Source organism: Chitinophaga sp. 05T412 (genome assembly GCF_056396465.1).
On the sequence record NZ_JBFTLN010000005.1, the window covers coordinates 155509 to 177609 of the forward strand.

22 protein-coding genes are annotated in these 22101 nt (G+C 46.1%); 13 read left to right on the forward strand and 9 right to left on the reverse strand.

Features of this window, described 5'->3' with window-relative positions:
• Window positions 1–58: 58 nt before the first annotated feature.
• On the forward strand, window positions 59–385 hold the full coding sequence (locus tag AC1DFM_RS13130; RefSeq protein ID WP_477077193.1) for a hypothetical protein: 327 nt from the start codon (window positions 59–61) through the stop codon (window positions 383–385).
• A gap of 3 nt (window positions 386–388) precedes the next feature.
• On the opposite strand, the gene AC1DFM_RS13135 is transcribed toward AC1DFM_RS13130, so the two are convergent.
• The 9 genes from AC1DFM_RS13135 to AC1DFM_RS13175 all read right to left on the reverse strand — a co-directional run bounded on the left by AC1DFM_RS13135 (window position 389) and on the right by AC1DFM_RS13175 (window position 10655).
• Entirely contained in the window at window positions 389–1609 is a 1221-nt protein-coding gene (locus tag AC1DFM_RS13135) for an ABC transporter permease (RefSeq protein WP_477077194.1), read from the reverse strand.
• A gap of 14 nt (window positions 1610–1623) precedes the next feature.
• Window positions 1624–2376 carry an ABC transporter ATP-binding protein gene (locus AC1DFM_RS13140; protein ID WP_477077195.1) on the reverse strand — a complete coding sequence of 251 codons (753 nt, stop codon included), beginning with the start codon at window positions 2374–2376 and terminating at the stop codon, window positions 1624–1626.
• The gene (locus AC1DFM_RS13145) at window positions 2373–3602 is read right to left on the reverse strand and encodes an efflux RND transporter periplasmic adaptor subunit (RefSeq protein ID WP_477077196.1); all 1230 of its coding nucleotides are present in this window, start codon (window positions 3600–3602) and stop codon (window positions 2373–2375) included. Before AC1DFM_RS13145 ends, AC1DFM_RS13140 begins: the two co-directional genes overlap by 4 nt.
• A gap of 13 nt (window positions 3603–3615) precedes the next feature.
• Window positions 3616–4959, reverse strand: coding sequence for a TolC family protein (locus AC1DFM_RS13150; RefSeq protein ID WP_477077197.1), 1344 nt, complete (start codon window positions 4957–4959; stop codon window positions 3616–3618).
• Between the two features lie 70 nt (window positions 4960–5029).
• Window positions 5030–5815 (reverse strand): DUF2490 domain-containing protein, encoded by a 786-nt coding sequence (locus tag AC1DFM_RS13155; protein ID WP_477077198.1) that lies wholly within the window; start codon window positions 5813–5815, stop codon window positions 5030–5032.
• Window positions 5816–5900: 85 nt separating this feature from the next.
• A complete protein-coding gene (locus tag AC1DFM_RS13160; protein WP_477077199.1) occupies window positions 5901–6362 on the reverse strand; it encodes a DUF983 domain-containing protein in 462 nt (153 codons plus the stop codon).
• A gap of 14 nt (window positions 6363–6376) precedes the next feature.
• Entirely contained in the window at window positions 6377–7255 is an 879-nt protein-coding gene (locus AC1DFM_RS13165) for a helix-turn-helix domain-containing protein (protein WP_477077200.1), read from the reverse strand.
• Window positions 7256–7457: 202 nt separating this feature from the next.
• On the reverse strand, window positions 7458–9851 hold the full coding sequence (locus tag AC1DFM_RS13170) for a S9 family peptidase (RefSeq protein ID WP_477077201.1): 2394 nt from the start codon (window positions 9849–9851) through the stop codon (window positions 7458–7460).
• Between the two features lie 81 nt (window positions 9852–9932).
• Window positions 9933–10655 carry a sterol desaturase family protein gene (locus tag AC1DFM_RS13175; protein WP_477077202.1) on the reverse strand — a complete coding sequence of 241 codons (723 nt, stop codon included), beginning with the start codon at window positions 10653–10655 and terminating at the stop codon, window positions 9933–9935.
• A 75-nt stretch (window positions 10656–10730) separates the two neighbouring features.
• On the opposite strand from AC1DFM_RS13175, the gene AC1DFM_RS13180 reads away from it, so the two are divergent.
• The 12 genes from AC1DFM_RS13180 to tatA all read left to right on the forward strand — a co-directional run bounded on the left by AC1DFM_RS13180 (window position 10731) and on the right by tatA (window position 22027).
• Complete coding sequence (locus AC1DFM_RS13180) at window positions 10731–11405, forward strand: FadR/GntR family transcriptional regulator (RefSeq protein WP_477077203.1); 675 nt, start codon at window positions 10731–10733, stop codon at window positions 11403–11405.
• 152 nt (window positions 11406–11557) lie between these two features.
• On the forward strand, window positions 11558–12781 hold the full coding sequence (locus AC1DFM_RS13185; RefSeq protein ID WP_477077204.1) for an MFS transporter: 1224 nt from the start codon (window positions 11558–11560) through the stop codon (window positions 12779–12781).
• 143 nt (window positions 12782–12924) lie between these two features.
• On the forward strand, window positions 12925–13797 hold the full coding sequence (locus AC1DFM_RS13190; protein ID WP_477077205.1) for an EamA family transporter: 873 nt from the start codon (window positions 12925–12927) through the stop codon (window positions 13795–13797).
• Between the two features lie 66 nt (window positions 13798–13863).
• Window positions 13864–14514, forward strand: coding sequence for a tetratricopeptide repeat protein (locus AC1DFM_RS13195; RefSeq protein ID WP_477077206.1), 651 nt, complete (start codon window positions 13864–13866; stop codon window positions 14512–14514).
• A 97-nt stretch (window positions 14515–14611) separates the two neighbouring features.
• Window positions 14612–16576, forward strand: coding sequence for a TonB-dependent receptor (locus AC1DFM_RS13200; RefSeq protein ID WP_477077207.1), 1965 nt, complete (start codon window positions 14612–14614; stop codon window positions 16574–16576).
• Window positions 16577–16593: 17 nt separating this feature from the next.
• The gene (locus AC1DFM_RS13205) at window positions 16594–17187 is read left to right on the forward strand and encodes a DUF6580 family putative transport protein (RefSeq protein WP_477077208.1); all 594 of its coding nucleotides are present in this window, start codon (window positions 16594–16596) and stop codon (window positions 17185–17187) included.
• Between the two features lie 174 nt (window positions 17188–17361).
• On the forward strand, window positions 17362–18696 hold the full coding sequence (locus AC1DFM_RS13210; protein ID WP_477077209.1) for a DUF5074 domain-containing protein: 1335 nt from the start codon (window positions 17362–17364) through the stop codon (window positions 18694–18696).
• 98 nt (window positions 18697–18794) lie between these two features.
• Window positions 18795–19310: a bifunctional adenosylcobinamide kinase/adenosylcobinamide-phosphate guanylyltransferase gene (gene cobU, locus AC1DFM_RS13215; protein ID WP_477077210.1), complete on the forward strand. Its 516-nt coding sequence runs from the start codon at window positions 18795–18797 to the stop codon at window positions 19308–19310.
• A 13-nt stretch (window positions 19311–19323) separates the two neighbouring features.
• The gene (gene cobT, locus AC1DFM_RS13220) at window positions 19324–20367 is read left to right on the forward strand and encodes a nicotinate-nucleotide--dimethylbenzimidazole phosphoribosyltransferase (protein WP_477077211.1); all 1044 of its coding nucleotides are present in this window, start codon (window positions 19324–19326) and stop codon (window positions 20365–20367) included.
• On the forward strand, window positions 20364–21140 hold the full coding sequence (locus tag AC1DFM_RS13225; protein ID WP_477077212.1) for an adenosylcobinamide-GDP ribazoletransferase: 777 nt from the start codon (window positions 20364–20366) through the stop codon (window positions 21138–21140). The genes cobT and AC1DFM_RS13225 overlap by 4 nt, the downstream gene beginning before the upstream one ends.
• Window positions 21125–21682, forward strand: a complete 558-nt coding sequence (gene cobC, locus AC1DFM_RS13230; protein WP_477077213.1) for an alpha-ribazole phosphatase — start codon at window positions 21125–21127, stop codon at window positions 21680–21682. Before AC1DFM_RS13225 ends, cobC begins: the two co-directional genes overlap by 16 nt.
• Window positions 21683–21811: 129 nt before the next feature.
• Window positions 21812–22027, forward strand: a complete 216-nt coding sequence (tatA, locus tag AC1DFM_RS13235) for a twin-arginine translocase TatA/TatE family subunit (protein WP_477077214.1) — start codon at window positions 21812–21814, stop codon at window positions 22025–22027.
• Window positions 22028–22101: the final 74 nt, after the last annotated feature.

Genomic DNA, 22101 nt, shown 5'->3' on the forward strand with positions numbered 1-22101 from the left:
TATTATAACAAGATAGTAATTGTTGCGTATATTCATATCGTCATCAAATGCCCCGTTTATGCAACTTACACCCGGCACCTGCTACAAAATAAACGCACGCAACATTCCATCATTGCAACGCTTTGGCCCGTATGACTTTATTGTATTGCTCATTCACGCCAACGACACCTCCGACAGCGTAGTATTTGAGTTCAGGAAAATATTCGGCGCTACCACTGTTGAGCAGGAAACCGCCACGCGGCAAGCAGTTGAAGCACATGCAGATGGATCTGTGATAGACGACATTACTGGTCAGGCCCTGAACCTGTTGCCATTTGAAAAGGAAAGTGCGTTTCTGCAATGGATCGCGGCGGGCATTGCTACACCATGTGGTTGCCCCCAATAATATTTATTCATACCGCAACGCCTCAATAGGGTCCAGCCGGGAAGCCGCCTGCGCAGGATAGTATCCAAAGAATACACCGGTAAAAGCACACACCACAAAGGAGAGTATAATAGAAGATTCAGATACCATGGTAGGCCAGCCCAGTGTCAGCGTAATTACTTTTGCAGAAGTAATACCCAATACTACCCCTATTAATCCGCCTGTAATACTGATGATCACTGCCTCTACCAGGAACTGCAGCAGGATATCAATACCTCTTGCACCAATAGACATACGCAAACCTATTTCACGTGTACGCTCCGTTACAGATACGTACATGATATTCATGATACCAATACCACCTATCACCAATGAAATACCGGCAATGGCTGTTAACAGAATAGTCAGCAGGCTACTGGTGGAACTAAGCGTTTTGATCAGCTCCTCCATTGTTCTCACCTGGAAATTATTGTCATCGCTGGGACGCAGGCGGTGCGTGGTTCTCAGGATATCTGTTATTTCATCCGTCGCCTTATCCGATACCCCTTCACTTACCGCTGACGCATAAATACTCTGAAAATAGATAGTGGCCAGGATGCGTTTTTGTACCGTAGTATAAGGTGTGAGAATAATATCATCCTGATCTTGTCCAAAGGAACTCTGACCTTTTGGTGCTAATGTACCGATCACCTGCAAAGGAATGGAGTTCAGCCGGATCACTTTACCCACAGGGCTTTCCCCGCTGGGAAAAAGATTATTGATCACCGTTTGCCCTAATAAGCACACTTTGGCAGCTGAAGCCACATCAGCATCCGAAAAGCTGATGCCATCATTTACGGTGAGTTTGCGGATATCGAAATAAGAGGGTGCTACGCCCTGTAAAGTCGTGTTCCAGTTCAACGCCCCATAGATGGCCTGGCCTTTGGTGGAAGCTACGGGAGAAACGCCATTAACATACGTAGCATTTTTCTGTATCGCCAGTACATCTGCAATTGTTAAAGACTGGAAGCTGCTGCCGCCTACTCTTACGCCACCTGTCACGTTACTGGCGGGCAAAATGGTAATCATATTGGAGCCCATATTGCCCAGCTGCGACTGAATACTTTGCTTGGACCCCTCTCCGATGGCCACCATCGCAATCACTGCCGCCACGCCGATAATGATACCGAGCATCGTTAGGAATGCCCGGAGCTTATTCCGTTCCAGGGCCCTTAAAGCAATCAATATGAGATTAATAGCACTCATCCTTACGGGTTAGATTAATAATCTTCTGCCGGCGGCAACGCAGCCAGCGCTTCTTTTGCCGAGCGCACATTTTCATTTTTACTATCCTTTACCACTTTGCCATCCCGCAACATCACCGTTCTGCCGCTAAAGGCGGCGATATCCGGCTCATGTGTTACAAATACAATCGTTTTCCCTTCCTGTTGATTCAGCTCTTGCATAAGGGCCATGATTTCGTAGGAAGTACGGGTATCGAGGTTACCGGTGGCTTCATCCGCCAGTATCATCACTGGCTGATTTACCAATGCCCTGGCAATCGCTACTCTTTGTTGCTGACCGCCAGACAGCTGACTGGGCGTGTGCCCTTCCCGATCGGCCAGCTTCACAGCCTCCAGCGCTCCCAGGGCACGATCGCGGCGCTCCCTGGTGGATAGCTCCGGATTGTAGAACAAAGGCAGCTCCACATTCTCCAGCGCAGAGGTACGTGGAAGCAGGTTATAGGCCTGAAATACAAACCCGATTTTATGATTGCGTAAACGCGCAAGGTCATTACGCGACAAGCTGCTTACGTTGATTCCGTCCAGCAGGTAGTCACCGGCAGTAGGTTTATCCAGGCACCCCAGAATGTTCAGCAGCGTGGTTTTACCGGAACCACTGCTTCCCATAATAGTGACAAACTCGCCGGCAGATACGTCGAAGCTCACGCCTTTCAGGGCACGTACTATTTCTGTACCCATCACAAATTCACGCTTGATTTGCTGTAGCTCCAATATTTTCCCGTTGCTCATCGTTTACGCCCTCCTCCCATTTTTGGTAAAAACGGACTGCTGGTACCACCAGCCGCCTGCACCACACCACTTGCATTCACTCCTATTATCACGATATCATTTACGCTGAGTCCTCCCAGTACTTCTATATGCGTATTATCATTCAGCCCTGTTCTGATGTGTTTCTGTTGCAATGTATCTCCACGCAGCAACCATACATAGTTGGATGATCCAATACGTGCAGTACTTTTAAATGTTTTACCAGTGGTATCCTTCCGTTCTGCCGGTGTTTTGCGTACGGCGCTTTGTATCACATATTTTTTTAGTTGTACGGAGTCTGGTCTGAACTTCAATGCCTTTACCGGCAGCAGCAAGGTGGAATCCTTTTCAGCCGTATAAATAGTCACGTTGGCAGTCATCCCCGGCTTCAATTTTCTATTGTCGTTGGGTGCGTTGATGATGGTGTTGTAGGTCACCACATTAGACGAAACCGAGGGCTGCAGCCTGATTTCCTGTACACGCCCAGCAAATACATCTTCCAGATAAGCATCAACGGTAAAGGTTACACGCTGTGAGTCGGTTACATTACCGATATCAGCTTCATCTACACTGGCTTCCACCTGCATTTTGGTAATATCTTTTGCAATCACAAATAAGGTAGGTGTATTGAAGCTGGCAGCAACGGTTTGCCCTACGCTCACATTCCTGTTTAAAACTACGCCGTCAATCGGTGAATGTATTTCCGTAAAGGAAAAGTTTTTCAACGAAGACGCCAGTTGCGCATTTACACTGGCTACATTGGCTTTGGCCTGATCAATCTGGTTCTTCGCAATATCATAATCGGCTTTGCTGATAGCGCCGGTTTTATACAGCAGTTCCTGTCGCTGGAAATTATTTTGCTGATAGGTCAGATTCGCCTGTGCCACCTGCAGATTCGCTTTGAGCTGGTCCACCTGCGCCTGAAATAAATCTTTATCCAGCTCTCCAAGGAGTTGCCCTTTCTTCACCTGACTATTAAAATCTACATACAAGTATTTGAGCGTACCGGAAACCTGTGTACCCACCGCTACGGTATCTACGGGCTGGATGGTGCCTGTAGCGGTAACAGTGGTGGCAATGTGTCCATAGGCAGGCTGGGCGGTTTCAAAAGAAATGGGCACTGGCTTCTTCCTGATAAAGAAATACCAGATGGCCAGCACCAGCAGTATGATCACAATAGTGATGATTACACCTTTATATTTTCTCATACCTCATTAGCATTTATAGTGTTACCGGTATGCCCCTGTAAAAATCATAGATCCTGATAGTCAAGGCAGCATTGTATTTAGCCTGTATATAAGATTGTAATGCCTGTATATATAAATTCTTTTGTTGTAAAAACACCACGATGTTGGCCGCCCCCACCTTCAGTTGTTCGCTGGCTATCCGATAGCCTTCCTGCGAATACTTCAGCTGTTCCACGGCGGCATCATACTGTGATTGCGCATTTTGTACATTGATATATGCCTGCTCTATTGTTTGAGAAAGATTTGTTTTGGTGTCCTGCAGGGTCAGCTTCGATTGATCTACCTCTATCTTTGCTTTCTCTACATTAGTTTTCACGACGCGTCGTGTGAAGATAGGCACCGACAAAGTGAGCCCTATCTGCTGATAAAAATTATTATCCAGCTGCTTAAAATAGGAGTAACTGTTATTCCCTCCATTATAGGAAGTCCCCAAACCTCCACCAGCCGACAAGGTAGGTAAATAGCCTGTTTTAGCCTTTGCCAGGTCAAGGCTTGCCACATCAATTCCTAATTGGCTGCTTTTAATCTCCGGTCTGTTGGCAAGGGCGGAATCCTGTGCTTCCTGCAGCGCGTATAAGTGTGTATTTGAAATCAGTGTATCCGGTTCCGTTATATCGAAGTCGTAACCGCTGGGCAATTGCAGCAATTGCTTCAGTACCAGCTTATTTTGCCGGTGCTGATTTTCGGCAGTAATGAGCAGGTAACGATCGTTCGATAACTGTGCCTGCAGTTGCACCAGGCCAATGAGTGCAATACTGCCCACATCGTACTGTTGTTGCCCTTGCTTTACCTGCGCCTCAGACGTGGCCACTACATCTTTTACATACACAATGTTTTCTCTTGCCAGTAAAATATTCAGGTAGGCCTGTGTAATCAGTACGGTGATATCATTGATTTGCTGCGCGATATTTAATTGTGCTACCTGCGTTAAGAGGTTCTTTTGCCGGATATCATAGTTGAGATATCCACCCTGGAAAAGGGTGACATTGGAATTCACGCCATAGGTGCCGGAAGTATACACGTCGTAGGAGCTGCCACCAGTAGCGGTATTAATGCTTTTGCCACCATTGAGATTTTGTGAAGCGGTTCCGTTAAGGTTAGGCAGTTTAGCGGCTTTTGATAACAGCAAATCCTGTTCTGTGCTCAGGCGGCTCAGGCGTAAACTATTTAACTGGATGTTGTTCTTTCCCGCATAGTCAAAGCATTGTTGCAGGGTCCATTTGGCGGGCAGGTTCACGAAACTGCTATCCTGTGCCCTGAGCAATGGGCCGGTTAAAAGGAAAAAGAGGAAGATAACTGGCTGTCTGATTAACATCATCGTTTAAGCATTGATGTTAGTAAAAGCTACTGAAGAAATAAGGGGCTAAATAGTAATACAATATAACGATTTATTCGTCTTCATACATCAAAGGCGGATCTACATTCTTCATTTTCGTGCGTCTGTCGAAGTTATAGTAGAAAAAGAGCCGGGCTGTATGGTTCCGCTCATATTGATATCCTGATGCTTTCTGCTGGTACAGCAGCATATAACCGCAGTCGAACGAAAAGCCGTGGCCCAGGTGCTGCCGGATGCCGGCAAAGAGGCGGATTTGATCGAACGTATTATTGACTACTGATTTTCCGAATTGCAGGGCAACCTCATTAGCGATGTTAATTTGTGGTACCCATTTATTAGCAGATACAGGGATACCCAGGCTGATGAGGTAGCGGAGGCGGTTACTGAAACTATATTTTCCGGTAGATTTATCATTGGTCACCTGTTCGCGCCAGCGGTGCTCATCCCGGAAACGGTTGAGGATACTTACTTTCCCCATTTTGCTGGCATAGGCAATTTGTTCGTATAGCCGGTTTTCGTTAGACCAGGTGCTGCCACCAGGTTGAGAAGGGGCCAGCCACATGTGTGCATATCCTACAATAAACGACCCGTTATCGTTCAGCCAATATCCGCCACCGCCTCTCAGGAAATAGAAATTAGGTTCAGATACAAAATCGGTGCGCCTGATATGAATATCACCAATAGCGCCCCAATGGTCGCTGAGGCGAAACGTGCTATTCATAGAAATCCACGACTGCCATTGATCCTTCACCTCTTTTTTTGGGGGAGATGTTTGTGCCGTTAACAGTAAGGAGGAAAACAGGCACCCTAACAGAAGGGCAACAATTCGCTGATGCATACCCGGAGGATTACTTAAAAAAAATTGCGGATTCACCCTATATAACCGGTAAATCCGCAATTTGTTAAAAGTATCCCCACATTAATTATATCGCATTCTTAAAGGTGGTATTAGACCTGCCGGTACCTTCTGGTGGTCCCTGGTGCCAATCTTCATCATAGTATACGAAGAAGGCCATCCAGATGGTACGGGACCAGCGCATCAGCAAGGGCTGTAATATTAATAGCAGTGTGGCATTAACACCCAACCACCAGTAAATACGGTTGTCGTAGATAGAGAACCCGATGAACAGCCACCACGCAATCAGGCTGGCTACGCAAACAGCTATTGACAAAGCATAACTCACATAGCCGGTACCGTAGTAAAACCCTACTTCCACTTCTACCTGTTGTCCGCATACAGGACATTTTTCAGGCATTTTCATGCAGTTTTTGAGGTCGTAGGCATTTTGGGTGGTATAAATAGATCCACGTCTGCAACGGGCGCACTTGTTCCCCAACAGGCTTTTCAGCAGGTTGGGCTTTTCATGGTTTTTATCTGCACACATATATTGAAGATTTATCAGGAAATATTTTTCCGGAATTCTTCCGGTGTTACTCCTGCGTATTTTTTAAAAAACTTGGTGAAGTAAGAGTTATCGGCAAAATTGAGTTGATAGGCAATGGTAGCAATACTCATATCTGCGTTGATCAATAATCTTTTTGCTTCCAGCAATACCCGGTCCCGGATAATTTCTCCGGCCGATTTCCCTAGCATATGCCGGCAAAAAGCATTGAGGTAATTAGGTGTTACATACAGCAGGGCGGCGTATTCTTTGGGCAACCGCAGCTGCATATAATGTTGTTCTACCAACTTACGGAAGTTACGCAACAGCACATAGTTGTGTGGCGGCTCCTGTTTAGAGAGCTCTTGTCTGCTGGCGCGGCTTACGGCAATAAACATTTCCAGTACCTGTAAGCGTAACATATCCTGACTGTAGGCCTGTGTACCATCCATTTCTTTTAGCATGGCTTCAAACAGCCCTGTAACAGCCGGTACCGCTGCCTTAGGCAGTTGTACCACTCCTTCAGCGCTTACGCCACTAAAAAAAGGGAATCGTTCTACATAGGCTGAATCCTGCAAAAAGGCGTTAAAGAAACCTGCAGATACATTCATCACATACCCTTCTATCTTTCCTTCAAAAAACCAGCTATGCACTTGTCCGGGTACCATAAAGTACAGCTGTCCTGGTTTCACCGGGAAGCGTTCAAAGTCGATGGTATGACTTCCTCCACCGGCAGTAAAAAACGCCAAATGGTAGAATGAATGCCGGTGCGGAAAATGTATATCCTTGTGCGCCGCCAGGTATTCTGAAAAGCGGGCTACCAGGATATCTTCAGATGCCGGCTTTCCCATAGCCAGAGAACAGATATCGTATGTAGGAATGAGTCCCTTTTGCATGATGCAACAAAGGTACAAAGGAAGTTTCGAAGGGGGTTGTGGTATTGGGGGCTTTAATGGTACTTTTTACTTATTGATCTTTTTTGAGCAGAAAGCATAAAGCCGAAAGCAAAAAGCTATTGTTGCGAATGATCATATCGGGTAATTATACTCGCTGGTCATTCGCAACAATAGCTTTTTGCTTTCGGCTTTATGCCTTCTGCTATTTTACATACTTCATCAGCCATTCATCCATTTCCCACAGCATATGCAAGATGCTTTCTTTTGCTGCATAGCCGTGGCTTTCCTGTGGCAGGAATACGAGGCGTGCGGTACCACCATTGCCTTTCAGGGCGTTGTACAGTCTTTCGCTCTGAATGGGGAAAGTACCGGAATTATTATCGGCTTCTCCATGAATCAGCAGAATGGGCGCTTTGAGCTTATCTGCATAGGAGAAGGGAGACATTTTATAATACACGTCTGGCGCCTGCCAGTAGGTACGTTCTTCGTTCTGGAATCCGAAAGGTGTTAAAGTGCGGTTGTAAGCGCCGCTACGGGAAATACCGGCTTTAAACAAATTCGTATGTGCCAGCAGGTTAGCTGTCATGAACGCGCCGTACGAGTGGCCACCAACTGCGATGCGGTCTTTATCTCCGATACCCATTTCCGTGATTTTATTAACCGCGGCTTCTGCATTCATCACTAACTGGTCGATGAAGGTATCATTCGGTTCCTTGTCGCCCTCTCCTACTATGGGCATTTCAGTGGCATCCATTACGGCAAAACCACGGGTTACCCAGAAGATAGGGGAACCGTAACTTACACGGGTAAATTTATAGGCGGAGCCACGTACCTGTGCAGCATCGCTGGCGGATTTGTACTCACGGGGGTATGCCCACATCAGTACAGGCAAGCGGCCGTCTTTAGCGGGATCATAGCCTTTGGGCAGATATAACATCGCGGTCAGGTCTACACCATCTTTGCGCTTGTATTTCAGTAATTGCTTTTGCACGCCCTCCATGAGCGGCTGCGGATGAGGGAATGCCGTAAGCGCTATACTTGTTTTTTTCCTCAGGTCCTGCAGGTAATAGTTTCCGGGAGATGACACTGACTCACGTCTTACCACAACTACGAGTTTGGCCGGATCTATCACATCTGCCACCTGCTCATAATAAGGCGCCTCAGAGCGCCACAGGATGCGTTGTTTGCTGTTATCCAGGCTGAAAGCGGAGAGAAACGGACGATCTCCTTCGGGTGATGCACCGGGCGCCGTCATCAATAATTCATGTTTGGGAGAAACGTACAACACCGACTGATGATACTGATTCTTCACCAGTACGGGATCTCCCGGATCATTATACCGGTCATTTTCCGAACGATCTATCAGGGTAACAGGCGCCTGTTCCGGGTGAGATGGATCTATACGGCTTACGGTCACTTTCTGTTGTGCACTGTTGGCATCATATACCAGCGCCAATTGATTGTTGGCCCATTTGATACCAGCAAAACGATTCACGGTTTTCACCAATGATGCAGGAGTGGCGGTGAATGGAGCGGCCAGCAAACTCACTTCATCGCGGAAAGGTACCTTCTGCTTAGGGTCGCCACCATCAAGGGCTTGCACCCACCAGATAGCAGCCGGTGCATCACTGCGCCAGGCGTACTGGCGTGGATAGTTGCTGGTAGCATCAAATCCTTTGGGTCTTACTTCATCTAAAGGGTTGCTGGCTAATTTCTTCACCAGTTCTCCTTTCATGGTCCATATGGCTACATCTGTAGGGAAGCGGCTGGCGCCTACCAGATAGGAATACGGACGATGCAATGTTTCTATCAGCAGGTATTGTTGATCGGGCGATGGGGCAGCAGTCACATATATGGCCGGCTGACCAATCACCTGTTCTCCGTTATTGCTGATGATAACGGGTTCAGATTGAAAATAATAATCGAACAGCTGCTCATCGAACGGATTTTTCAGCATGTCCTGGAAAGTAGCGGCGGGTGCGGCTTTCCCAGTGGTTTGCTGAACGGTAGGTCCTTCGGGTGCCAGCGGCTTTTCTGGTGCTTTCCCAATGGTAGCAGGTACGGCCAGCGCCAGGATGCGGTTATCATCCAACCAGGTAAACACTGGTCCGGCAATATCATTCAGGCGACGGGTACTTACCTGGGAAGCCACTCCTGTAGCCACATCTGCTTTCCATAAGCGAATGCTGTTATTATCGCTAATGGTAAAGGCAATACTTTTTTCTGAAGGCGACCAGCTTACATGGCTGATGCGGGCATCTGCAGGCAACCCGGTAACCGGGTATTCCTTATTGCTTTTAATATCTTTAATGCGAATCGCTTTTACATAAGTGGCGCGGCTGGTACCAAAGTTAGCCGGATTAATGCGCAAGCCCGCCAAACGATACTCCGGTTGTGATAATTCTTCGATGGAAGGGAAGCTGGCGCGCTCCATGATCAACATCAGGTTGCCGTTGCTGCTAAAATCAGTGGCCGCAGGAGGCGCTGCCATAGCCAGTTCCAGAATACTGGCAGGAGGCGTTTGATACTTCAGTGCATCCTGGGCATAGACACGAAAGGTGACGAATAAGGATAATGATAAAATCAGTTTTCTCATATAGCGTTTGGTATTTATAAGCAAGCTGGCAAAATAACTTTATTGCCACAGCTTACAAAGCAGAAAGTGATGAGTGTAAGGCTACTTTTGATGATATGTGCGGAAGACACGATCCCAGATGCTGGTATAAAATCCAAAATTAGATTGCTCATCCCGGTGATGCGTGTGATGAAAAGAAGAAGTACCCAGATATTTCAACACAGGCCACTGTCGCACTTTTTCAGGCAGCGGCTCCATACCCAGGTGGCCCATCATACCAAATATCACATTGATCACCAGGTAAAGGATCATTCCATAAATATTCAGCGGAAACCACAACAATAAAAAAAGCCATAAAGCGCCAAAACAAAGCGTTTCAACGGGATGTAAAATAAAAAGATCTATTGGTTCCGGATCTACAGCTTCATGATGCAGGGCATGCAGCCACCGGTATAGCGGGGTTTTATGAATGAGGAAGTGGAAAAGAAACATCAGCAAGTCCATGGCAAAAAAGAGAAAGAGGGCATCCCCTATTATCCGGATGTCAACGGTAGTAGTAATCCGGATAGCTCCATGTGTCCATAGCCAGTAGCCGGCGTAGGTAATAGCCGTATTAAGCACGGTAGTAAGCAAGGCGATGCGCCACTGCCGGGCGTTGTAGGCAAACGGATGACGGCGGKCCATTGTCTGCGGCGGACCATATTTCCTTTGCAGACGATGTCCCCATGCCAGCACCACCAGCAGAATACCGGCATTTTCGGCCCCGAATAAGAGCCAAAGCAGCCAGGAAGGCTGGTCCTGTAATATATTGAGCAGTGTATCCATCTGTTTCGGTAACAATCTCCCAAAAAATTCTTAAAAAATTTAAAAAAGCGATTACCTTTGCAATCATCAGATGATATGACGAGTTTAAACATTTCTCCCTTAAAGCGGCTCAGTTTAGCTGAGGAAGTAGCCAACCGGCTACAGGAATTAATTACTTCCGGTAAATATGTAGTGGGGCAGCAGCTACCTACAGAACCCGAATTAATGGCTCAATTTTCTGTTGGGCGTTCCAGCATCCGGGAAGCAATAAAAATACTGGCGCACAGGGGGCTGATACGTGTACAACAGGGACTTGGCACTTTCGTATTGTCGCAGTCAGGCCCGGGAGAAGCACTATCACAGCGGTTGCAGCGGGCAGATTTTGAGGATCTGAATGAAGTGCGTTTTTTAATTGAAGTAAAAATCGCCGAGAAAGCAGCGATGCATCGCAACAACAAGGACATAGAGAAGATGAAAGGCTTTTTGAAGAAGCGCTTCGAATATGCCACCAATCAACAGTTGGAACCGTGTATACAAGCTGATATTAATTTTCATAATGCGATTGCAGAAGCGGGTAAGAACGAAATTTTGCGCGACCTGTACAAAACAGTGGCGGAGCATCTGAAGAATTCGTTTCTGCTGCGTTACAGCAATACCAATAGTTTTATAGAATCGCAACATTACCATGATGCGCTGTTGCAAAGTATCGTCGATAAAGATCCAAAGAAAGCGCTGATATGGGCAACGAAAATCAGTAATGCGCCGAGATAAACGACCGCGCATATATAGGAAAGACATTTTTTTAAATAACAGTTGGTTTTTGCTTTTTCAATATCCCGCTGTATCACACCTGAACTATTTATTATAACGAACTAATTTTTTACCCTTAAACATCAGATGATCTGATCTCAAAAGAACAAGAAATGGAAACAACGCTTACTGATCAGCCCAAAGCCGCCGCGCAACAGGTGGCACAGCAAACGGTACTGTCTATCCTTTTGGCTCTCAGCTTTACCCACTTCCTGAACGACACGATGCAGTCGCTCATCCCGGCGATGTACCCGGTACTAAAAGATTCTCTCAAATTAAATTTCACACAGGTAGGGCTGATTACGCTCACCTTTCAGATGTCAGCCTCTCTGCTGCAGCCACTGGTGGGCCTGTACACTGATAAAAAGCCGCAACCCTACTCCCTGGCCATTGGCATGGGCTTTACCCTGATAGGGCTGGTCAGCTTATCTATGTCGCATAACTTCCCGATGGTACTGGTATCTGTAGGGTTGGTAGGCATCGGCTCCGCAGTTTTTCATCCGGAAGCTTCCCGGCTGGCGTATATGGCCTCCGGCGGTAAGCACGGTATGGCGCAGTCTTTATTCCAGGTAGGTGGTAACGCCGGTAGTTCCCTGGGGCCTCTGCTGGCCGCTATGGTAATTGTTCCTTTTGGACAGTTCCATGTGATCTGGTTTTCCATTGCCGCATTAATAGCGATAGTAGTAATGCTGAACATCAGCAAATGGTACCTGAGCAATACCCACCGTATTAAACCTAAGAAAGTGGTGCAGCAGCTGGATCAGCCTACGTTGTCGAATACACGAATTGTGTTTTCACTGGGTATCCTGTTGGTGTTGATCTTCTCCAAATATTTCTACATGGCCAGCATGACCAGCTACTATACTTTTTACCTGATGGACCGCTTCCACGTGTCTGTACAGAGTGCGCAGGTATACCTGTTCATCTTCCTGTTTGCCGTAGCCGCCGGTACTTTCATTGGTGGCCCTATTGGCGACCGGATTGGCCGTAAATACGTTATCTGGATTTCCATTCTGGGTGTAGCGCCATTTTCACTGTTGCTGCCACATGCATCGTTGATGTGGACAGCCATATTAAGTGTATTCATTGGTGTAATTCTCTCCTCCGCCTTTTCTGCCATCCTGGTGTATGCACAGGAACTGGTGCCTGGTAAAGTGGGCATGATTGCCGGTTTATTCTTTGGTTTGGCTTTCGGTATGGCGGGCGTAGGTTCCGCCATCCTGGGCCGTCTGGCCGATGCAACCAGCATTGCTCACGTTTACGACGTATGTGCGTATCTTCCGTTAATAGGAGTCCTCACGGCATTACTGCCTAATCTGGAGAAGCGGAAAGCATAAAGCGAAAAGCACAAAGCTATTGTAGCGAATGATAAACGCGAGTTATCGCTCTTTTCATTCGCTACAATAGCTTTGTGCTTTCTGCTTTGTGCCTTCAGCTCCCAACAAAATACCTGTACTTTTGTATTTTAAATAAACATATTATGTGGAAAGGCATATTGCTGGTACTTATTGGCGCCTGTTGTTTTGGAGTATTATCAACAATTGTTAAATCAGGATACCGGGAGGGTTATACATTAGCAGAGTTAGCAAGTGTACAGGCGGGGTTTGGGATGCTGACATTATGGACCATTCATTTTCTATCGGGTCGTAAAACCCTGGGGCTGCTGAACAAGGACGCACGTACCTGTTTTATACTGGGTAGTTCCACAGGGCTGGTGAGTGTTACTTATTATCAGAGTGTACACTATATTCCAGCCAGTATTGCCATTGTATTGCTGATGCAATTTACCTGGATGAGTATGCTGGCGGAATGGATTATTTATAAAAAACGTCCTTCCCGCATACAGTGGATCGCTGTATTTTTCATATTAGTGGGCACTTTGCTGGCAAGTGGTTTATTTAATGCCAACACCAATTCCCTTAACTGGAAAGGAATAGGTTTTGGTTTGCTGGCAGCCTTGTGCTATACGGTATTCATGGTGGTAAGTGGCCGGATAGGTGCATCATTGGGGCCGGTACTGAAAAGTGCCTGGATTGTTACGGGCGCTTTTGTAATTGTTTCCCTGATTTTCCCGCCATTGTACCTGATAAATGGCCGTTTTACCAGCACCAATCTATGGATCTGGGGTATTCCCCTCTCCCTTTTTGGTACCATATTAACGCCGTTCCTTTTTGCCAAAGGGATGCCGCAAACGGGGGTATCACTGGGCGCGATCCTCAGTACAGCAGAATTGCCAGTAGCCATGCTGGCTGCCACCATTTTCCTGCATGAAACGGTATCTCCCTTACAGATAGTGGGTGTGGCAATTATATTAAGCGCTATCGCCATGGCCAATCTGAAAGGTCGTAAATGAAAACCCATAAGGTGTTTTTTTTATCTATCTTTGCTCCCTCATTAGTGATTTACGAACTGTTTTTTCATGAAAGCATTTAATTTTTTTATTCTATATCGCCTCCCAATAGGTATCGTATTATTAGCAGGCGGTATTGCACTCGGCTTAACCGTAGGTTGGTGGGAAGCGACTATTGTGCTGGTATTGGCACTGGTATGTTTGGTAACACACGTGATGTTTGGTCCCATGAGAATGGTACAGGAAGCCGTGGAAGCAGGCGATATTGAAAGAGCCAGCGCCCTGATGAACCAGGTAAAATTCCCTAAACTGTTATACAAACCTATCCGCTCTGTATATTATTTTATGCAAAGCAATATGGCGATGTATTCCAATGACCTGGATAAAGCGGAAGCTACTATCCGTCAGAGTATCAACTCCGGTAGCCCGATGAAGGAATATGAAGGCATGCAGTACTTTCAGCTGGGAACTATTGCCTATCAGAAAAACGACTTAAAAACGGCTGATCAGAACCTGAAAATCGCCATGCGTAAAGGGTTGCCTGACAAGGAAAACACGGCTGCGGCCTTGTTAACCCTGGCATCTATTGCCATGAGCCGCCGCGACTTTAAATCTGCCAAAGAATACTTCCGCAGAGCCAAGGCACAAAAGCCTACCACTGCGCAGATTGTGAATCAGATCAAAGAAATGGACAAATATATTTCAAGGATGCCGGGATAAGTTTCGGCCCTTAGCTTTTTAGACATGCAGCGTAGATGAAGTAGCAAACTTTTATCTTCGCTGCATTTTTAGTTTTTACAGATACCAAAATTTCGAGATGCAATTAAAATTTTACACCACGGCACTATTGGCTTTGTCTTGCGTCACCGCTGTGGCACAGGATTCCAGCCGGATAAGTCAGCTGAATGAAATTACTGTCACCGCCAATAAAGGCCCCCAAAAGGCCAGCGAAACCGGTAAAGTAGTCACCATACTCTCCCGCGAATACCTTCAGCAGAATAGCGGCAAGAGCATTGCCAGCATCCTGAATCAACAAACCGGTCTGGTATTAACTGGTGCTGAAAACAATCGCGGTACAATGCCATCTGTTATTATGCGCGGCGCGCCAAGCGGTAACACCCTTATCCTGGTAGATGGCCTGCCGGTAACAGATGCCTCCCAATCCAATAATAGCTTTGACCTTAATTTCATTACACCCGACCAGGTAGAAAGAATTGAAATACTTCGTGGTAGCCAGTCTACCTTATATGGCTCCAATGCAGTAGCCGGCGTTATCAATATCATTACCCGTAAAAATGGCAACAAAAAGTTTGGTGTGGGCCTCAATGGCAGCTATGGCAGCTACAACGACTTCCAGGGTGGCGTGAATATACATGGCAATGTGCAACGCTTTTCTTATCTGGTAAGCTATCAACACGAAAAGGCTAAAGGCTTTTCCGATGCCTATGATTCTACCGGCAAGGCGAATTTTGATAAAGATGGCTTCCGGCAGGATGCTGTTTTTGCCAAGCTGGGCCTCAGCGCTGGCAAAAACTGGAATTTCCAGTACCTGTTGAATTGGAACAACTATCACCACGACCTCGATGAAGCTGCCTACACCGACGATAAAGACTACACCGGAAAATCGAAATACCTGCTGAATGGCTTTGGTAGCGAATACCGCTTTAAAAATGGCTCCTGGCATGTATTGTATAGCTATCAGCGTACCAACAGGGCCACCGTTAATGATTCAGCCTTCCTGTCGGTTAACCCGTATGCCAACAAGTTTGACAGTACCGGATTTATTGCCAATACCCATCAGATAGAAACTTATGTTAACTGGGATGTTACTAACCAAATCAGATTGATTGGTGGCGCGGCTTATAGTAGCTCCAATATGCAACAACGTGAATATAGTCTGGCATTGGGCGGTTCCAAGCTTGATACCCTGGGTCTTTCTCCGGACAGTGCCCATACCAATCAAACCAGCCTCTATGCTTCTCTCCTGCTCCATAACCTGAATGGCTTCAACCTGGAACTGGGCGGAAGATTTAACTATCATAGCTTATACGGGAATAACCAGACAATTTCCCTTAATCCGTCCTACCTGATTAACGAACGTCATAAGGTATTTATTAATATATCTTCTGCCTACAGCGTGCCTTCGCTTTACCAGTTATATGACGGTAAGTATGGCAACAAAACGCTGAAGCCTGAAACTACTACCAGTTACGAAGCCGGTTACCAGGCGAATGTGGCTCATAACCGGGTAGATTTCCGGGTAACAGGTTTTTGGAGAGATACCCGCGATCTGATCATCTTCTATTCTGATCCGGTTACCTACGCGGGTGAGTTCCGTAATGCCAATAAGCAAAAAGCTTACGGAGCGGAAGTAGAAGGCAGCTGGCAAATTACAAAAGGCCTGGTACTGACTGCCAATTATACTTATGTAGATGGCCGCATTACCATCCCAAAGGATAAAAAAGACACCTCTTATTTTAATCTTTACAGAATCCCTAAACATACTGTCAATGCCACTTTAGGCTACCAGGCTACTCCAGCCTTGTATGTGTCGGCCAGCGGCAGGTATACCGGCCAACGATCCGAATTTGACTGGACCTCGGGAAAGGTTGTACCTATGGGGGATTATTATACGCTGGATTTATATGGTGAGTATAAATTTGGTAACTTGCTTAAAATTTTCGCCGGGTTCAGGAATATTACAGATTATAAATATTTTGATATAACCGGCTATAATTCACGGCGGTTCAACTTTACCACCGGTATTTTTGTTAATTTGTAAACATTAAAATCAACATAATGTCTTTAAAAAATCTTAATCCGCGGTTTGGTGTATTGCTGCTTTTCATCATTGCAGCAGGTATAATACGCGTTGTATTGGGAGCTGATACAAACATGTCGCCTATAGCCATGTTTACGCCAGTTGGCGCTATGGCCTTATTTGGCGGGGCTTCCTTCTCAGAAAAATGGAAATCATACGCTTTCCCTTTACTGGCCTTGTTTCTCAGTGACATTATCTTAATGCAGTTCTTCCACAAAGAATATGCGTCAGGCTTGTTGTACAAAGGCTGGATCTGGAACTACGCCAGCTTTGCGCTGATCGTGTTACTGGGACAGCTGTTGATCAAAAAAGCTACTGTTGGTAACATCGTCATGGGAGCCATAGGTGCTGCGTTGATTCACTTCCTGGTATCTGACTTTGGTGTATGGATCAGTGGTTCTACCAATTTCCTGACCGGCAAGCCTTTCACCAAAGATCTGGCTGGCATTACCAGCTGTTATGTACAGGCTATTCCTTACATGAGGTATACCCTGATAGGTAACCTGATTTATTGCACTATCTTCTTCGGCAGCTTTGAATTAGTAAAACGCAGACTGCGTTTTGCACAATAATAACTTGAATTTGTTTTTTAGAGATTTGGGTATTGGGCAGATGAGTACATTTGTCTGACCTCAAATCTCTAAATTATTATAGGAGGTTTCCCTCTTCCGCATTAGCATTCTGTACAGGCTCACTAACGGTAAAAACCATACGAAAACAAGACATACGTAAATAAATAACTAAACATGCGCAGTATTTCACGCAAATTCCAACTTTCTTTTCTTGTAGCAGCCATTTCTATAGCAGGGTTAGCCTCCTGCTCCAAGGATAATCAGGCAGAAATAGTTACTCCGCAGATTGTAGCTCCCGGTTTAAAAGACGGTAAAGACACGATTTATATAGGCGACAGCAGAGTATTAAGTCCACAGCTGGCAAATACCAAGAACCCTACCTTTCAATGGCTGGTAAATGGTGTGTTGGCCAGTACAGACTCCAGCTTCACCTTTAAGCCAACAGAAAGAGGTGATTATACCATCTCTTATAAAATTATTTCTGGTAACTCCCTGGCTAACTACTACTACCAGGTGAAAGTACTGGGCAAATTTGAAAATGGATTTTTCCTGGTAAACGAAGGCTGGTTTACTCACGGACCCGGCGATGTAAATTTCTACCGCAATGGGGAAGATTCCGTATACCAATACGTATTTCAACGCAACAACCCAGGCAAAACATTAGGCATTACCACTGACTTCGGTGCCATCTTCAACAACCGGTTTTATTTCGTATCAAAGCAGGATGCTGGTCTTGTAGTAGCAGATGCTGGTACCATGAAAGAAACCGGCCGTATTGATCATCTGCCTGCAAGTGGTAATTCCTTTGTAGGTGTAAATTCCAATACCGGCTTAATAGGTACTGCTAATGGCGTTTACCCGGTAAACCTGCAGACATTGGCAGTAGGCCCTAAAATTGCCAATGTGAGTGGCGAGATTGGAGGCATGATAAAAGCAGATGCTTATGTATTTGTGATGTCACAAACCGATGGCGTAGTTGCCTTAAACAGCAGTGATTTCAGCGTGGCGAAGAAACTGGTAGCCGCAGATGCTGGTTTTGCAATGACTCCCGATGGTACCATCTGGGCAGGAAAGGCAAAAAACCTTTATGCTATTCATCCGCAAACCCTGACTGTTGAAACCATTACCAGTCCTTTTGATATTTATGGTTCCTGGGGCGCCTGGAATCCAGGTATGATCACTGCTTCCTCCGTAGAGAATGCAGTATTCATTGGTAAAGCGGATAATGAATGGGGCAACAACGGCAGAGAAGTGTACAAATACACGGTGGGTAATGCTGCTTCCCTGCAAACACCATTTATCACGATCCCTACCGGCCGTGGTTTCTATGGTGCTGGTGTAAGATATAATCCGGCTAATAATACCCTGGTGATTACAGATATGAAATCCGGCTTTGGCCAGAATTCAAAAGACAATGCGCTTTACATCTATGATGCCAGCAGCGGTGGATTGAAGAAAGGAGTTTCCTACACCGGCTTCTTCTTCCCATCCATACCAGTATTTAACTAAGCAGCTTTTAGCCATTAGCCGTTAGCTATTAGCAAAGAACCGGAGAGCGGCTTTTGCTAATAGCTAACGGCTAATTGTTAACAGCTAAATCTATCCATATGCTTCATTTGATTACGGGAGGCGCCAGGTCGGGTAAAAGCAGGTATGCGCAGGAAATGGCGCTATCACAAAGTACGCATCCCGTATATGTGGCCACTGCCAAAGTGTGGGATGATGATTTTGCACAGCGGATACAACGACACAAAGCAGAACGAGGCGCGATGTGGACTAACTATGAAGAAGAATTCTATGTAAGCCGTTTGCCACTGGAAGGCCATATCGTAGTTATTGACTGTGTAACGCTGTGGTTAACCAACTTCTTCGAGCAACAGGCATATGATATGGATCTTACGTTGGAAGCGATTAAAACGGAAATCAATGCATTACAAAAAAAGGCAGGTACTTTTATTGTAGTGACGAATGAAATAGGAATGGGCGTGCATGCTGAAACAGCCATTGGCCGTCGTTTTACGGATTTACAGGGCTGGGTAAATCAATACATTGCACGTGTAGCCGACACCGTAGTACTGATGGTATCCGGCATACCGGTTATCATTAAAAAGGAAGCGCAATAAATTCACCCTCATCATGAACAACCTCCGCATAACACCTGTATCCACTGCGTTAAAAGCAGCATTACAGGATAAAATAGACCAGAAAACCAAGCCCCCTGGCTCACTGGGGAAACTGGAGGCCATTGCTTTACAGGCAGGCCTGATACAAAATACCCTGACACCTGTTATCAGTCATCCTGCCATTATTGTATTTGCAGGCGACCACGGCATTGCCGCAGATGGACAGGTAAATCCATTTCCTCAGGCAGTTACCGCGCAGATGGTGTATAACTTTCTGCAAGGAGGCGCGGCCATCAACGTATTTTGCCGGCAGCATCAACTATCGCTTACCGTGGTAGATGCGGGCGTGAATCATGAATTCCCGGCTCACCCGTTGTTGAAAAACCGGAAAATGGGGATGGGTACGCAGAACTTCCTGCATATGCCGGCTATGTCGCTTGATCAGTGTAAACTGGCCATGCAGGCGGGAGCAGAAGAAGTGAAGCTGTTACATGCTCAGGGGTGTAATACCATTGGCTTCGGAGAAATGGGTATTGGCAATACCTCCGCAGCGGCTTTATTGATGAGCCATTTTACCCAAATACCAGTGGCCTCCTGCACAGGCACCGGCACTGGCAGCAACGTGCAACAGCTGGCACAAAAACGGGCTATCCTGCAGCAGGTAATGGCCAAACATGCATCGCCTGCATCTGCAGAACAGGCATTGGCTACTTTTGGTGGTTTTGAAATTGCCATGATTTGTGGCGCCATACAACAGGCTGCTGCCCTTCAAATGCTGGTAGTGATAGATGGATTTATTGTTACCGCCGCACTGCTGGCTGCCGCAGCCATGCAACCCGCAGTAAAAGACTACTGTATTTTTGCACATTGCTCCGAAGAACAAGGACATAAAGCCATGCTGCAATACCTCAACGTGGCGCCTTTACTCCAAATGGATATGCGCCTGGGAGAAGGCACGGGCGCAGCTTTAGCCATTCCGCTGATACAGAGTGCAGTCGCATTTCTGCAGGAAATGGCCAGCTTTAACAGTGCCCAGGTATCAAATCGTACTATATGAAGAAACAATGGCAGTTACTGCTAACCGCAATACTGTTCTATACTCGTATACACGTTCCCGTTAGCATTCCCTACACACCGGAAATGCTGGGAAAAGCCACCCGCTATCTTCCCCTGATTGGATGGATAACGGGTGGTTTTATGATTGCCATCCTGTATATACTGGGCACTATAGCGCCTCCTATGATCAGTATCCTGCTGGCTATTATTATGGGCATCTGGGTAACCGGTGCTTTTCATGAAGATGGATTCGCCGACATGTGCGATGGCTTCGGCGGTGGCTGGTCCAAAGAAAAAATCCTGGATATCATGAAAGACAGCCGTATTGGCACTTATGGTATGCTGGGACTGTTACTGATCATGGCCATGAAATTTCTGGCACTCCGGGAACTCCCGTTGTTCATGGTGATGCTGACAATTGTGGCCGCGCAACCACTGAGCCGCTTTGTAGCGGTGACGGTGATCTATACCCACCGCTATGTACGTGAAAATGATGACGCCAAAGCCAAACCAATTGCGCAGGGCATTAGTTTATCTGATCTTGGAATAGCGGCAATATTTGGATGCATCCCGTTTATAGCAGTCATTCTTTACCTGCATAACTATACCCTGCTACTGACCATCCCGGCGCTGGTGCTGGCCCGTTGGTACCTGGTACGACTCATGCAGAAATGGATTGGTGGCTATACCGGCGACTGTCTCGGGGCCGTGCAGCAGCTGTCTGAAACAGTTATTTATTTATGCTTTTGTATTCTCACATGGAAATATATCTGATCCGGCATACCACACCGGCAATAGAAAGTGGTGTTTGCTACGGTGCATCCGATGTGGATGTTGCCGGGAGCTTTGATACAGAAGTAGCGCGGATAAAGCCCCTGCTTCCTGCCAAAACAATGGACGTATATACCAGCCCGTTGCAACGTTGTGAAAAACTGGCTGCCGCCTTGTTTGGTAGCCAATATACTACGGACGACCGGCTGAAAGAAATGAATTTCGGTTCCTGGGAAATGTTGCCATGGGATAGTATCAGCCATAATGCGCTCCGCAAATGGGCCGATAATGTTGTTTTTGAGCACATTCCAGGCGGGGAAAGCTATGAGGAGCTATATACCCGCAGCATTACCTTATTGGAAGAAGTAATGGCCAAAGGAAATGATGCAGTGCTGGTAACACATGGCGGCGTCATCAGGTGCATTTTAGCGCATGTGACCGATACCGCCCTGGTAGATGCCTTCGATATTCAGGTGGATTATGGCCGGATTTCGCATTTACAGGTGGAAAATGAGGAGATTAAAGTGATATTTTCTAATTTGTAACTGATTGCACTTAAAACAATTATGTTAAAATTTTTAAATATCTGGCTAAAAAACGAAAAAACTGGTAAATCGTGCTAACTTTATGTTTGCATATACCGTATATAAAGGAACACAATTAAATCTGATATAATGACAACATCTTTTCTGAATATCCCGCTGTTATTTTTGCAGGAAATAGGTATCAAAGAATTACTGCTGATAGCATTAGTAGTACTGTTATTGTTTGGTGGTAAGAAGATACCTGAACTGATGCGTGGTTTGGGTAGCGGCATACGTGAATTTAAAGATGCCAAAGATGAGCCATCAAAGAAAGGAAACAACGCTGATGCTGACGCAAAAAGCTAATTGAATTCCGCTTTATAAAACTTAAAAAGGCAAATCATTCCAATTGGATGATTTGCCTTTTTTAATGCCTGTTA